At 62.2% G+C, this 13,072-nt stretch carries 11 protein-coding genes; 3 read left to right on the top strand and 8 right to left on the bottom strand.

Annotated elements, in window-relative coordinates; translation table 11 throughout:
• Window positions 1-169: 169 nt before the first annotated feature.
• A complete protein-coding gene (locus tag NB231_RS04115; RefSeq protein WP_005000027.1) occupies window positions 170-805 on the bottom strand; it encodes an AAA-type ATPase lid domain-containing protein in 636 nt (211 codons plus the stop codon).
• Here NB231_RS04115 and NB231_RS04110 point away from each other — a divergent pair.
• From NB231_RS04110 to NB231_RS04095, 3 genes are all read left to right on the top strand, one after another.
• The gene (locus NB231_RS04110; RefSeq protein ID WP_156776892.1) at window positions 792-1,373 is read left to right on the top strand and encodes a cytochrome c oxidase subunit 3; all 582 of its coding nucleotides are present in this window, start codon (window positions 792-794) and stop codon (window positions 1,371-1,373) included. The two genes, NB231_RS04115 and NB231_RS04110, sit on opposite strands and share 14 nt — an antisense overlap.
• A 269-nt stretch (window positions 1,374-1,642) precedes the next feature.
• Window positions 1,643-2,590, top strand: coding sequence for a magnesium/cobalt transporter CorA (gene corA / locus NB231_RS04100; RefSeq protein WP_005000023.1), 948 nt, complete (start codon window positions 1,643-1,645; stop codon window positions 2,588-2,590).
• A 214-nt stretch (window positions 2,591-2,804) separates the two neighbouring features.
• Window positions 2,805-4,505: an APC family permease gene (locus NB231_RS04095; protein ID WP_005000021.1), complete on the top strand. Its 1,701-nt coding sequence runs from the start codon at window positions 2,805-2,807 to the stop codon at window positions 4,503-4,505.
• A 117-nt stretch (window positions 4,506-4,622) separates the two neighbouring features.
• Here NB231_RS04095 and NB231_RS04090 read toward each other — a convergent pair whose 3' ends face one another.
• From NB231_RS04090 to NB231_RS04060, 7 genes are all read right to left on the bottom strand, one after another.
• On the bottom strand, window positions 4,623-6,527 hold the full coding sequence (locus NB231_RS04090; protein WP_005000018.1) for an FTR1 family protein: 1,905 nt from the start codon (window positions 6,525-6,527) through the stop codon (window positions 4,623-4,625).
• 197 nt (window positions 6,528-6,724) lie between these two features.
• Window positions 6,725-7,228: an NUDIX domain-containing protein gene (locus NB231_RS04085; protein ID WP_005000017.1), complete on the bottom strand. Its 504-nt coding sequence runs from the start codon at window positions 7,226-7,228 to the stop codon at window positions 6,725-6,727.
• Window positions 7,229-7,240: 12 nt separating this feature from the next.
• Window positions 7,241-7,915, bottom strand: a complete 675-nt coding sequence (locus tag NB231_RS04080) for a DUF4126 domain-containing protein (protein ID WP_005000016.1) — start codon at window positions 7,913-7,915, stop codon at window positions 7,241-7,243.
• Window positions 7,916-8,059: 144 nt separating this feature from the next.
• Window positions 8,060-8,362 carry a hypothetical protein gene (locus NB231_RS04075; protein WP_005000015.1) on the bottom strand — a complete coding sequence of 101 codons (303 nt, stop codon included), beginning with the start codon at window positions 8,360-8,362 and terminating at the stop codon, window positions 8,060-8,062.
• A 222-nt stretch (window positions 8,363-8,584) separates the two neighbouring features.
• Window positions 8,585-10,423 (bottom strand): IS1634 family transposase, encoded by a 1,839-nt coding sequence (locus tag NB231_RS04070; protein WP_004998877.1) that lies wholly within the window; start codon window positions 10,421-10,423, stop codon window positions 8,585-8,587.
• 173 nt (window positions 10,424-10,596) lie between these two features.
• Window positions 10,597-11,838 carry a threonine ammonia-lyase gene (locus NB231_RS04065; protein ID WP_005000012.1) on the bottom strand — a complete coding sequence of 414 codons (1,242 nt, stop codon included), beginning with the start codon at window positions 11,836-11,838 and terminating at the stop codon, window positions 10,597-10,599.
• Window positions 11,839-11,992: 154 nt separating this feature from the next.
• Window positions 11,993-13,066: a Leu/Phe/Val dehydrogenase gene (locus NB231_RS04060; protein WP_005000010.1), complete on the bottom strand. Its 1,074-nt coding sequence runs from the start codon at window positions 13,064-13,066 to the stop codon at window positions 11,993-11,995.
• Window positions 13,067-13,072 lie beyond the last annotated feature (6 nt).

Genomic DNA, 13,072 nt, shown 5'->3' with positions numbered 1-13,072 from the left:
TCGGCAGAGGCGGTCTGGAGCGGGGCGATGCGCCGAGTCGGTCGAAGGGCAAATGCGACTGCGTGCGGAAAACCGAGAGCATCGGTGGTTGCCCCGACAGTACGCTGCTCCTTGAGGCCGAATAGCGTCGATTCGGCCGGGTTACGCAGCGAAGCGGGTCGGCGGTGGCTCAAATTGGCTCGCACGACGGCTTACTGCTTTTGAGGCCCAGCCGGCTGGCCAGCTTGTGTAAGTGGCTGGGGTCGACCTCCAGTAACCGCACCGCTGCGGCCCAGTTGCCGTGCGTTGCTTCCAGTGCCTGCTGGATGGCGCGGCGCTGTGCGCGGGCCACCTGGCCTTGCAGGGAGAGCCGAGGCGGTGGCCTGCCGATCGCCGGTGACGTATCGGCTGCGTCGGCGAGAGGTGGCGTTGCCGGCGCCGGGCGCAGGTAGCACAAGTCGAGCAGTTCCGTCGCCAGGGTGATAATCTCATTGCGGGCTGCACCGCGGCTTAGCGCCTTGATCGCGGCTCGACTGACCACGTGCTCCAGCTCGCGTACATTGCCGGGCCAACTGTAGTCGCACAACGCCTGTTCAGCCGGTTCGGAGAGCCGAAGACTGCGTACCCCCAGGCGCGATCGATTGAGCTCCAGGAAATGCCCGGCGAGCACCAGAATATCGTCGCCGCGTTCACGCAGTGGCGGGATGCGTACCGGATACACCGACAAACGATGATAGAGATCGGCTCGAAAGTGGCCGTCCCGTACGCCATCGCGCAGGCGGTGATCGGGCTTGTTGCTGGTGAGCCTCGCCGTGGCGTGTGCCAATCAGCCCGAGGTCTTTGCTGCCGGTGTTCGTACGCTCACCATCGGTATGGGGCTAGCCAACACCGTGGCACTGCTGACGGGCAGCTATTGCGCGGTGCGCGCCGTCACGGCCATCAAAGCCGGCGCGACAGCAGCGTGTGGCCGCTGGTTGCTGGCTGGTGCTGGTACGGGTGCAGCCTATGTCGTCATTAAGATGACCGAGTACGTACATCTGTTCATGGCTGGCTATACGCTGCGCAGTTCGACCTTTTATTTTTTCTATTTCTTCATGACCTTTTTCCATCTAATGCATGTCGTGCTGGGGATGATCGTGCTCATCGTCGTGGCCTCACGTTGCCGCCGCGGCCACTATCTCGGCGATACCGCTCGCGGCGTCGGCGCCGTAGAAAGCGGCGCCAGCTACTGGTACATGATGAAGCCTCCGCTGAGAATCCGTCAGCTCGGTCAGGCGGCCGTGCTCAGGCGGGCTCTTCTCGAGCAAGCGGTGCAGCTTTTCGCCTTCGACGGTTTTCTGCTCCAGAAGCAAATCAGTCGGCACCCGCAACCGCTGCCGATGCTCCTCCACTAGGCATCGAGTGCGCTGGTCGATTTCCTCCAAAATACGCTAGACCTTCGGCCTCTAACGTCTGCTTGAACTGAGAATACGAGAGTTCCGTGGTGGTGGATTCTGGTTTTGAGCCGAACCAGAACAAGCTCATTCCCATAATGATCGCAAACACCGCGAACAGCGTGCGCCAATCGCTTCTCAGCCCTGAGGGGCAGTATACTTGGCCGGGCATCGAACCGGACCCGGATGGCCTGGTCTATAAGTCGCGAAGCTGACCGCGAGAGGTACTCATGCTCAACGCGTTCGCCTTAGATAATGGAATGCTCAAGTCGTTGCATGTGGGGGCTGACTCACAGAGCCTGCGCCAGGCGATCTGGATTGATCTGACCGATCCCAGCGACGATGAACGCGAGCAGGTCGAAGCACTTTACCGGCAGGATCTCCCCGATGCGGAAGATGTCTCGGAGATCGAAGCCAGTGCGCGCTATTACGAGGATCAGGACGGGTTGCACGTGCATTCGCTGTTTCTGCAGGATATCGAAGGCCGGCCGGTAAGCACCACTGTGGCCTTTATCCTCAGTGGCGGGCGGCTGATCACCTTGCACGAGCATAATCTGTCGGTCTTTCGCCTGCTGCGCTTGCGAGCCCGGCGGGAACCGGAGCTGGCCGAGGACGAGGTCTCATTGCTGTTGGGCCTGTTCGAGACCAAGGTGGAGAATTTGGCCGACCGCCTGGAGCGGGTGCACACCGATCTCGAGCACGTCAGCACGATGGTGCTCGCCGACTCCAATGTCAACCTCGAGGAGGCCATGGACGAGCTGACTCGGCAGGAGGATATCAACGGTAAGATTCGGCTCTGTCTCATGGATTCTCAGCGGGCGCTTACTTTTTTGCTCCGCAGGGGGCGTCTGGATGCCGATAAGCGGGAATGGGTCCGCGAGCAGCTGCGCGACCTGGACTCACTGTTGCCGCACAATACCTTTTTGTTCGAGAAGGTGAACTTTCTGATGGATGCGGCGATGGGCTTCAGCAACATCGAGCAGGCCCAAATCATCAAGATTTTCTCCATTGCAGCCGTGGTGTTCCTGCCACCAACCCTGGTGGCGAGTATTTATGGCATGAACTTTCATTTCATGCCTGAGATCGATTGGAAGTGGGGCTATCCGCTTGCCATCCTCCTGATGCTTCTCTCGGGGCTGGCGCCATACGTTTACTTCAAGCACAAAGGTTGGCTCTGAGGTGCACTCTTGAGGCGCCCCGCCCGCAGGAATGCATAAGGTCTCTCACGTTTCATATTGCAAGCGCCTTTGAAGGCCGCCTCTCAAGACCAGTCTCTTGCGGGCGTTATACGGGAGACGTGTGAGCGAGTTCATTTACCGTGTCCTAACGGTGGCGCGCGGTGGCCTTTTGGGCATTGGATTGCCGTATCACGAGTTGATTAGGGGAGGGGCCATGCAAAATCCCACCACCGCCAAATCCCGCTCGGCGGCCGACGATGGCCGTTTGCGGCGCGACGTAGGAGTCGTCGGCTTGTTGTTCACCGCGGTGGGTTCGATTATCGGTTCGGGCTGGCTGTTCGGTGCACTCAGCGCCGCCCAGATTGCCGGGCCTGCAGCGGTTCTGGCCTGGGGCATCGGCGGGTTGATGATTTTGTTGATTGGTCTTTGCTATGCCGAGCTTGGCACGATGTTTCCCGTATCCGGCGGTGTAGTGCGTTTCCCGCATTACGCGTTCGGCTCGTTCGCCAGCTATACGCTGGGTTGGATCACCTGGCTGGCATTGGCTTCCACCACCTCGATCGAGGTGCTGGCGGCGCTGCAGTATTCGACCAATTACCTGCCGTGGCTGCAGCGCCTGGATGAGGGCGTACCGGTGTTGACCGGTGCCGGATTTGCCGTTGCGGTGGGGCTGCTGGCGCTGTTCAGCTTGATCAACGCGATCGGTATCCGTTGGTTCGCGCGGCTGAACAATGCGTTGGTATGGTGGAAGCTCATCATCATCGTTCTGGTGATCGTCATGTTTATGGTCACCACCTTTCATGGCGCCAATCTCACTCACACGGTCGAGGGCGGGTTCATGCCGTTTGGTTGGTCGGGCGTGTTCTCGTCTATCGCCACCGCTGGTATCGTCTTCTCCTTCCTCGGCTTTCGCCAGGGGGTCGAGCTGGCCGGCGAGACCCACAATCCGCAGCGTAATGTGCCGATCGCCATCATCGGTTCTGTATTGATTACCAGCGTGATTTACGTCGCCCTGCAACTGGCTTTCATCGGTGCATTGCCGCCGCAAGCACTGGCCAACGGTTGGGCCAGCATCGGCACCAGCTTCACCGGGGGCCTCAGCCAGATCGCAGCCACCTATGGCCCGCTGGCCGTGCTGGCCAGCGTGATGGGGCTGACCTGGTTGGCGGTGCTGCTTTACATCGACGCGGTTATCTCACCAGCCGATACCGGGTTGATCTACGCTACGGTTACGACGCGTATTTCCTATGCGATGGGTCGCAACGGCAACGCCCCGCGTTCACTCGCCAAAGTGAACCAGCACGGCGTGCCCTGGGTCAGCCTGATTGTCACCTTCATCGCCGGCGCCATCTTCTTGTTGCCGTTTCCCGGTTGGCAGAAATTGGTGGGCTTTGTTACCTCGGCGGCCGTGCTTTCGTTTGGCTCCGGCCCGCCAACGCTGCTGGCGATGCGCCGGCAGCTGCCGCGCCATTCACGGCCGTTTCGATTGCCGGCAGTCCACCTGGTGGCTTACCTTGCTTTTCTATCGTCCAACCTGATTGTGTACTGGTCCGGTTGGACCACGATATGGAAGCTCATGCTCGCCGTCATGATCGGCTACATCGTGTTGGCGATCCATGAAATCCGTTACCACGCGAGCACGCCCCGCCTCGAATGGCGTTCCGGCTCGTGGATGCTTGTATGGCTTACAGGTCTGACCGCGATCAGTTGGCTGGGGACATATCCGGATCCGTCCCAAGGTGCCGGTAACTTGGGTGTGCTCGATTCTGGCTGGTCTGTTCTGGCGCTCACTTTGTTCTCCGGTCTGATCATGTGGTTGGCGATCGCAGCGCGCCTGTCCAGCGCACAGGTCGAAGAGCACCTGCGAGGGCCCAGCGGCGAGCAAAACGCGCCTGAGTCGACGGTCGGTAGTTAAAGGACACCGGATTAATTGATTCTTTCGCCCAGAGCCCTTCGGCAAGACTCTGCTGAGCTTGCCGAAGGGCTCTGGAGAACCTTCTCGAAGCATGAAGGGAGTTTTTTAGAAACTCCGTTAAGTAGCCGGCAGTCTCCTATTCCCTTTCCACCACAGGAACAAGGCCAGTGCCACGGTCAGTAGTTGAGCCGCTAGGCCTTGAATGGTCGGGTAAATGCCCAGCCAGTCGATCGTCGGTACACTCAGGTAGAACGCACCGATAGTGCCGCCTTCCTGCAGGGCGGCAATGCCCTTGCCGAGTAGAATTACCGACAGTACCAGTAGCACAATGCTGGTGGCGCGGAAGAACAGGCTCAATGGCAACTTCATGCCGATGCGGAAGAACAGCGTAGAGACAATGGCTAAGGCGATCACGGCGGCTGCAATACCGTAGAGTAGGTAGGTGGCTTCGGTTACCTGGGCCCACAAGGCCTGGTAGAACAGGATGGTTTCAAAAATTTCCCGGTAGACGGAAATGAAGGCCACCAAGGCAAGCGTCCAAACGGTTCCGCCGTCCAAGGCGTTATCAACTTTATTTTTTATGTAACCCAGCCATTTTTGGCTTTGGCTGTGATTGTGCATCCAAAAACCCACGTAGAATAGGATCAGCGCCGCCAGGATGCCGGCCAGCCCCTCGGTGAACTCGCGGGTGGCGCCGCTGAGGTTGATCAGATTGGAGGCCGCATACCAAGTGGCCCCTCCGGCGGCCAGTGCGGTGAGCCAGCCAAGGTGGATTTGGCGGGTGGCCGTTGCGGCATTGGCTTTGCGGGTGAAGGCGAGCAGCACGGTGACGATCAGCAGCGCTTCCAGGCCTTCGCGGAACAGAATAAAGAAGCTGGCCGAGAAGGCGGCCACCGGACCCAGGCCGCTCGTGTCCAAGGCGGCACTGGCGCGATCCAGCTGGGCTTGGGCGGCGGCAATCGCATCGCTTACCTTGGCCTGGCCTCGGTCATGCTCAATGGCTTCGCGTACGGCCATGAAGCGCCGCTCGGCCGCGCGCATCAGGCCCTTGTCCACGGCGGCCAGTTGCCGCTCGATCATTTCGAAGCCATCCAGGTAGGCCGCTAGGGCCGCCGCTCGGGCCGTCGCCACATCTCCGGCCTGGTAAGCTTGCTCCGCTTGCGTGAGCTTATTGGCGCTTAGCTCGATGAAGCGGTTTTTGTTGAACAGCGCGCCGGGTTCGGTGCGCAGGTACCCGAGCGCCGCATAGGCTTTCGGGCCTTGTTCCTTGAGCACATCGGCTGGGGCCTTGGCTACTACAGCGCTCAGAGGAAGCTGAGTCTTCAGGCCGGGGAGGGTGTTGAAGGCCGTTTTACCCTCTTTGGCCACCTTGTCGGTAACGGCTTTACTACCTACGTAAAACGCCAGCGCCCAACGATCGGCCTGACTCAAGATGCCGCTATAGCCGGCCATGTCGGTACCGTTCACGCCTTGGGTGATGGCGGTGTACAGGCCCAACAGGGAGCGGCCGTTATAGCGCTCCGCCTCATGGAAGTTCGTCGGCGCCGGGTCGAGCCCCGCGCCCGCTGCGCCATCGCCACGACCTTCCGCGCCGTGACAGGCGGCGCATTGGGTCTGGTAGAGCTGGGCGGCATGCGCTAAATCTGGCGTCTTTTTCGGCGATACCGGCACGCCGTAGACATTCACCAAAGTGGTACGAATGGATCGAGCCAGCTCCTTGATGCGCAGCTCGCCGGCTTTGTCGGCCACCGCCTGTTGCAGCGCTTCGGTTTGATCTACCAGCCCCTGCTTGCCATCGGCCGCCGGCAAGGCGGCCACTCCTTGCGCCAGCAGACCGGCGAATTCGCTCATCTCCGCGTATTCCGCCGGGCTGACGATCTCGCCCTCGGTTACGGCGTTGATGTAGTCAGCGCCAATGTATTCCACCATTTGCACTAAGGCAGCTTGATTGGCCCGAGCACTCAGACTCAATAAGGAGAGCAAAAGCAGGGCGCTCAAAGCGCGCAGCAGTGAATTCGCCATAGGAGTTCAGTTATCATAATGATGAATAGTTATCATTAATAATCGCGCCATCAAACAGCAAAGTCAAAGACTTTGAACTGTGCCCTCTGAGAGGGCGAAGGGGCCCAAGGTTACCGGCTACGTAGGCCTCCAGCAAAAACCGAGCGGGCCTTGGTGGTATAGAAGCGGGGTCTATTAGTGTAGGTACATGGAGCGTATCAGGCGTCGGTTTCCAGCCCGAGGCGCTCGGCAAACGCCGCCCAAGGCGGGGGCAGATAATCCCAGAGCGCCTCGGAGCGCGCGATGATGCCGCGCATCCAGCCGGTGCTCGGGTCGTCGGCCGTCAGCAGCGCGAGAGCCTCTGGCGCGGTGACCCAACGGTGCTCTTTGTGCTCGCTGCTGCGCGCGACGGCATCGGGGTTGTCCAGAACGCAGCCGTAAACCACGCCCACCGATTCGTTGGTCGGATCGTCCGGCGAGCCGCGATGGAAGTGAGTCGTGCCGAGCACGCAGTGCAACCGCACCGGCGCGCCGATCTCCTCGGCTACCTCGCGGTGCAGGGCCTGCTCGAAACCTTCGCCCTGTTCAAGCCGTCCCGTAACGCATTCCCATACGCCGGCCGCATAATCTTTGCTATCCGCGCGTTGCAACAACAGATAGCGTCCATCCACGGCTGAGCGGATCAGCGCGGCAATGCCGCATTGAAAGCGTCCGATCGTCATGCGGCTGTTCCGTCAGGGCGGCAGGCGCTTGCGCCGTGGTGGCGGTAGGCTCGGTGTGGTGTCGTTCGACTCCCGATGGTGGGTACGCCGGAAAAGCTCGGCGAGCGCGCGCAAGAGCCCGCGTATGCCGCGCCAGATTCTGGGCAACAGCCAGACCATGAGCAGCAGGAAGGCCGCCAAGGCGAGCAGGAAAAACCAGGGATGTTGCAGCGCCGTCCACAGCCCTGTAACGACGGCCACGTCCTCTAACACGGAGGCGGTCCAATTGGTAAACGGCTCCGGCGAGGTGTTGATCAACACGCGTCCACCGGCTTTGAGGGTATGGGTGCCGGCGGCCAGAGTGCCTCCCGCGAGGCCGGCGGCCACCTGAACGGCCGGCGCCACATCACCCGCGGCACCGGCTGCGAGTGCAGCGCCGGCCGGGATGCGAATGAAGGTGTGTAGCGTATCCCAACCGCTATCGACCCCCGGGATCTTATCGGCAAAGAATTCGATACAGTACATGGCGCCGGCGGCGGCCATGACCAGTGGGTCGGCGCAGATCGCGAGGCCCGTTGGCAAGCTCATGTAGCCGGCATTGTGTAGAAATCCCAAGGTCAGGATGGTGGCATATAGATTGATGCCACTGGCCCAGCCGACACCGAGGGTCAGGGCGATGGTCGATACCAGTGCACTCAATGGCTCCAATAGATGACCTCCCTCCTACCCGCGACCATAGGCAAACTCGCCGTATGAGCTTGTGCTAGCCGACATGCACCGACGCGGTCGGCCAACCCGCGCGGCAAGATCCGACCTGCACCGTAGCGCGGCCCTGACCCTACAATGTCCAACTTAGGTTGCGTTGCGGCGCATCGCCTTGGCCGTGAGGGTAGGGTACCACGGTGGCGGTGCCGAAAAGCCCCCGCCCCAACCGTCGAGATGGCCCACCTGTTGGCGCCATTCGTGATGGTCGATCAACGCGCAGCCGTTACTGGTGGCGAGCTCGGCAAACGGTGGCTCATTCCAGTGCAGACGGCGTGCCGAAGCGAGGATGTAGCTGGGCAGATAGCCGTGATTGGCGGCGGTGAGCTGCAATCGGTAAGCGTTCTCGCCCAGCGGCCAGATAAAAACGCCACTAAAAGTGCGCAGGTTCAACCAGGTGACCAGGTTCGGAGGTTGCGCGGCGAACTCGACGGTCGTCCGAGATTCGGGTTCGCTGGCCGGACAGTGCGGTCAGTTTGGAGAGTCGGTTGCTTCGCGCCATAACGCTACCCCAAGTTTAACGTCCCCAAAAATAACTTCGCGATACTCAGAGAGTTAAGATCGGCCGCGGCGGCGAGTGGCACTACATTACGTTCATTTTATAAATCAGCGGGCTCACACGATTGTTTTCTGCACGCCGCCCGGGGCGGGATCGGCCCCGAGGGCCTGATAGATTCGCGCCTGATCGGGCTCGGCGCGGGTGGCCTTGCGCACGTGCAGGGTGCGGCCATCGCCGCGGTTGAACGTGGCGGTGACCCGGCACTGGCCGGCGAGGGTATCGCGTAGCGTGCTCCAACGCTCGCAGATGCCGTGGGCGGCGAGGCAGTGGCGGATGAGCTGGACGAACTGATAGGCGAGCACGGTGATGAACAGGTGCCCCTCGGCGCGCTCTTCCTTGTGATGGAAGATCGGGCGCAGGCCGAGCTCCGATTTCAGGCTTCGGAAGACCGCCTCAAGGTCGGTGAGCATGATGTAGGTGCGCCACATTGTCTTCTCGTCCCAGCCGGTCTCGTTGCTGCGCAGGCAATAGACGCCCGGCTCGGTGACCAGAGAGCCTTTCACGGGCAGGCGCTGCCAGTGGATCGCACGGGCGCGCTCGCCGCTGTCACCGGCGATCACTTCAATGTGGTAGTGCTGGCCGAGGCCGCGGCTTTTCTCCTTGAGCCGCCCGATGCGCTCCCAGAGCTTGTCGATGCGCTTGGTGGTGCCCCGCCGGCTGAGTCCGGTCGCAAGCTTGTCGAGCCCAGCCTCGAAGCGGTCCATCAGGCGCCCGGCGATCGCTTGCTCCTTGCGCACGCGGCCCTCGGAGCGACAATACAGGCGCACCTCCTGGCCATCAGCCGAGGGCACTTTGAGTAGCTCCACGGCCTGCCCGCCGGCGTTGTCGAGGGTGATGGCCTCTTTAAAATCGACCGCGCGGCGGCGCTCGCGGCTGACCACCAGATAGCGGTAGCCCTGCTCGGCCAGCCAGGCGAGGTTGGCCTCGGTGGCCACCCCGCGGTCCATGACCACAAGCGCGCCGGCGGGCGCCGCGAGGCCGGTGAGCATCCCCTGGAGGGTCTGCGCCTCGGCCGCATTGCCAGCGAAGACCCGCGAGCGGCGCACAAAGCCGCAGGCATCGAGCACCAGCGCCAGGGTGAGCAGCGGGCAGTCGCTGCGCCGCTCCTTGGAGTGGCCGTGGCGCGCGGCCGGATTGACCGGTGCCTCGCCCTCGAAGTAAGTGTTGGTCAGATCGTAGAGCGTGATTGTCGGGGCGAGCGCGAACAGATCGCTCACCCGGGCGAACAGATGCCCTTCGAGGGCCGCGCGGTGGCGCAGCAGGATATCGGAGGTACGGTAGAGCTGCATCGGGCTCATCGCCTCGAAGTCCACCTCCAGCAGCTCGCCGAGGCCGCTGCGCCGGGCGAGCCACTGATACGTCGCCCGCTCCGAGCCCGGGGCGGCCATGCGGGCAACGATCAGCCCCAGCGCCGCCGCACGTTGCGGGCCGGTCAGCCCCAGCGCTTGGAGCTGCTCCTCCAAGCCCGCCTGGCGCAGCGCCCACAGGGCGAGCTGCTCGACGCCCACCGAGCGCGGGCGCACCAGTGAGAGCGAGTCCACGTCCACCGACTGCACGTCACCCCCACCGCCGGGTACACCGCCAGCATCGGCCGGTGCCGGCGTACCGCCCTGCTCGGCGAGCAGCCGCGCCGCAATACGCTCGGCCTGGCGCTCGACGGCGAGCGGGAGGCCCTTCCCCTCCTCGTCGAACAGCGCCGCCTGGCCGCTGAGCCGTTGCTCGATGCGCGCACACAACGCCGACCAGTGTGCCTGCGCCACTGGGAAGTGCCGCCCCAGGTTCAACAGGGTGCGCTGGCGGACCTTACCGGCGCGCCGCTCGGAGCGCACCAGACGATACGTGACATACGACTCGCCGGTGGCCGTGCTGCGGGTCTGGGTGCGGCGGATGAACATGCCCGCGAGGCTAGCGTGGGCGGGCGCTCCGCACAAGGGATAACAACAAATATTATGGCACTACATCCAGCGCGCCACCCTCGCCACTATACGAATCAATAACTTCTCTTCGCATACACGCCCAAATCAGCCCGAAATCAGGCAGAGAGCGTTAAAGATGGGCTACGTTGGGTCTACCGATTGGTGCGCCGCTCGTCGGGATGTGGCTCGGTATTTGGCAACACGGGATCGTAGCCCTCTACGCGTAGCGCCGCGAGCACTTCGCTCGTGTGTTCGCGACCGCGGGTCTCGATGGTTACCTCCACCTCCACCGCGCGCAGCGATAGGTCGGTAAAGGCCCGTTGGTGGGCGATTTGAATAATGTTGGTGCTGTGCGCAGCGAGCAGCCGGGTCAGATCCGCAAGCGCACCGGGAACATCGGGGATGCCGACCCGTAGGCGCACGATTCGATCCGAGCGCACTAAGCCGCGCTGGATAACCGAGGACAAGGGCAGCAGATCGATATTGCCGCCGCTGATGATCAGTCCGACCTTGCGGCCACGGTACCGCTCGGGTTCGGTTAGTATCGCGGCCAGGCCGGCCGCGCCGGCGCCTTCTGCAACGGTTTTCTCGATCTCGAGCAGCATCAGGATGGCTTCCTCGATCTCCGGTTCATCGACGAGAACGATTCGGCCGACGTGTTGCCGGACCAGCGGCAGGGTGATGCGTCCCGGCTGTTTGACGGCAATGCCTTCGGCGACGCTCGCCAGCCCAAACGAGGCGGGTTCGCCGAGCAGGGCGCGCTGCATCGAAGGGAAGCGGCGGCATTGGACACCGACGATCTCGATGGACGGATTGAGGGCCTTGGCGGCAATGGCATTGCCCGCGATCAATCCGCCACCACCGATGGGTACGACCAGGACTTCGAGATCCGGATAGTCATCGAGCATTTCCAGAGCTATGGTCCCTTGGCCTGCGATGACGGCGGCGTCGTCATAGGGGTGAACGAAAACGTAATGGTTGTCCTTGGCCAGCCGGGTGGCGACCTCTCCCGCCTCGGCTATGCCTTCGCCCTCCAGGCGCACATTCGCGCCGAAAGCCCGCGTGTTGCAGATTTTCACGTTCGGCGTGTGGATCGGCATGACGATCGTCGCCGCGATGCCCAAACGCTGGGCATGATAGGCGAGCGCTTGCGCATGATTGCCGGCCGACATGGAAATTACCCCGCGCCGGCGCTCCTCCGGCGTGAGGTTGAGCAGTTTGTTCAGAGCGCCGCGCTCCTTGAAAGCGGCGGTAAACTGCTGATTCTCGAATTTCAAGTAAAGCTGCGCACCGCTGATAGCAGATAGCGTACGTGAGTGCGCACAAGGCGTACGCACGATGCTCGGCTCGATGGCCTGCGCCGCGCGCCGGATGTCATCGATGCCGACTGTCACGCCGTGCGATCCTCCCGATGTCTGTGATGGCCCTTGGGAGCCTGTCGATCGTTTATGAAACGGCATGTCTGTGGTCAGATTGGCCCTCACCGAGGGTGGGTCGATCCTTGAGCCACGTCGAACCGCCATACTGGCACGCGACCGGCGGCCGACCTCAGGCGGCTGCGACCGTGCGGCGCAGCTGAAACCGTTCTTCGGCGATGCGATCCGCCTCCCGACTGGTCGGACTGGCGCTGCGTCGGGCACGGCAATAAATTTCGGCCAATGTCTCGGCGATGCGCTCGATATGGAGCCGCGCTTGACGGGGATCGTAACCGTCAAATCCATGGGCCACGTCGATGACGCCCCCGGCGTTGATTACGTAATCGGGCGCATACAAGATTCCCCGTCGCCGCAGCATTTCGCCGTGACGCTCCTCCGCCAGCTGATTATTGGCCGAGCCGGCCACGACCCGTGCCTGTAGCTGGGGAATGCTCTGATCGTTGAGCACGGCTCCGAGCGCGCAGGGGGCGAATACGTCTACCGGTTGAGCGTAGATGGCGTTAGGCTCGACCACTGTGACGTCGAGTTCGGCGGCCGCGCGCTCGCGCACTTCGGGGCGGATGTCCGTGACCCATAGGCGGGCACCAGCACGCAGCAAATACTGCGCCAAGCACCAGCCCACATGCCCGAGACCCTGAAGCGCGACACGGATATCTTCGAGATCACTGCGGTCCAAGCGCTCCTGCACGCTAGCCTGAATACCCATCAGCACCCCGTAGGCCGTGGCCGGCGACGGATCGCCGCTGCGCCAGTTGCCGTCTATATCCCGCCGGTCGGCAATTCCGGCCACATGGTCCGTTTCCTTGGCCATGATTTTAAGATCTTCGACACTGGTACCGGCGTCTTCGGCCGTGATATAGCGCCCACCGAGGCTGTCGATAAAGCGACCCATGGCACGCAACAAGGCTTCTGTCTTGTCGCGCCGCGGATCGCCGATGACCACGGCTTTACCGCCGCCGAACCGCAGTCCGGCCAGGGCCGACTTGTAGGTCATGCTGCGGGAGAGGCGGAGCACATCGGCAAGGGCTTGTTCCTCATTTTCGTACGCCCACATGCGGCAACCGCCGAGTGCCGGGCCGCAGCTGGTGTTGTGCAGCGCAATGATCGCCCGTAAGCCCGCATCAGGATCGAAGCCGTAGACGACGGCTTCATGACCGTGCAAATGGACGTTATTGAACACGCTCATGATGAA

It is taken from the genome of Nitrococcus mobilis Nb-231 (assembly GCF_000153205.1).
GTDB lineage: Bacteria > Pseudomonadota > Gammaproteobacteria > Nitrococcales > Nitrococcaceae > Nitrococcus > Nitrococcus mobilis.
The sequence above is the reverse complement of the archived record's forward strand: the minus strand, read 5'-3'. Positions and strand labels throughout refer to the sequence as shown.

Coding starts and splice junctions, on each gene's coding strand:
- corA (WP_005000023.1), top strand. CDS start 1,643: ATGCTCAACGCGTTCGCCTTAGATAATGGAATGCTCAAGTCGTTGCAT.
- NB231_RS04060 (WP_005000010.1), bottom strand. CDS start 13,066: ATGAGCGTGTTCAATAACGTCCATTTGCACGGTCATGAAGCCGTCGTC.
- NB231_RS04090 (WP_005000018.1), bottom strand. CDS start 6,527: ATGGCGAATTCACTGCTGCGCGCTTTGAGCGCCCTGCTTTTGCTCTCC.
- NB231_RS04085 (WP_005000017.1), bottom strand. CDS start 7,228: ATGACGATCGGACGCTTTCAATGCGGCATTGCCGCGCTGATCCGCTCA.
- NB231_RS04070 (WP_004998877.1), bottom strand. CDS start 10,423: ATGTTCATCCGCCGCACCCAGACCCGCAGCACGGCCACCGGCGAGTCG.
- NB231_RS04095 (WP_005000021.1), top strand. CDS start 2,805: ATGCAAAATCCCACCACCGCCAAATCCCGCTCGGCGGCCGACGATGGC.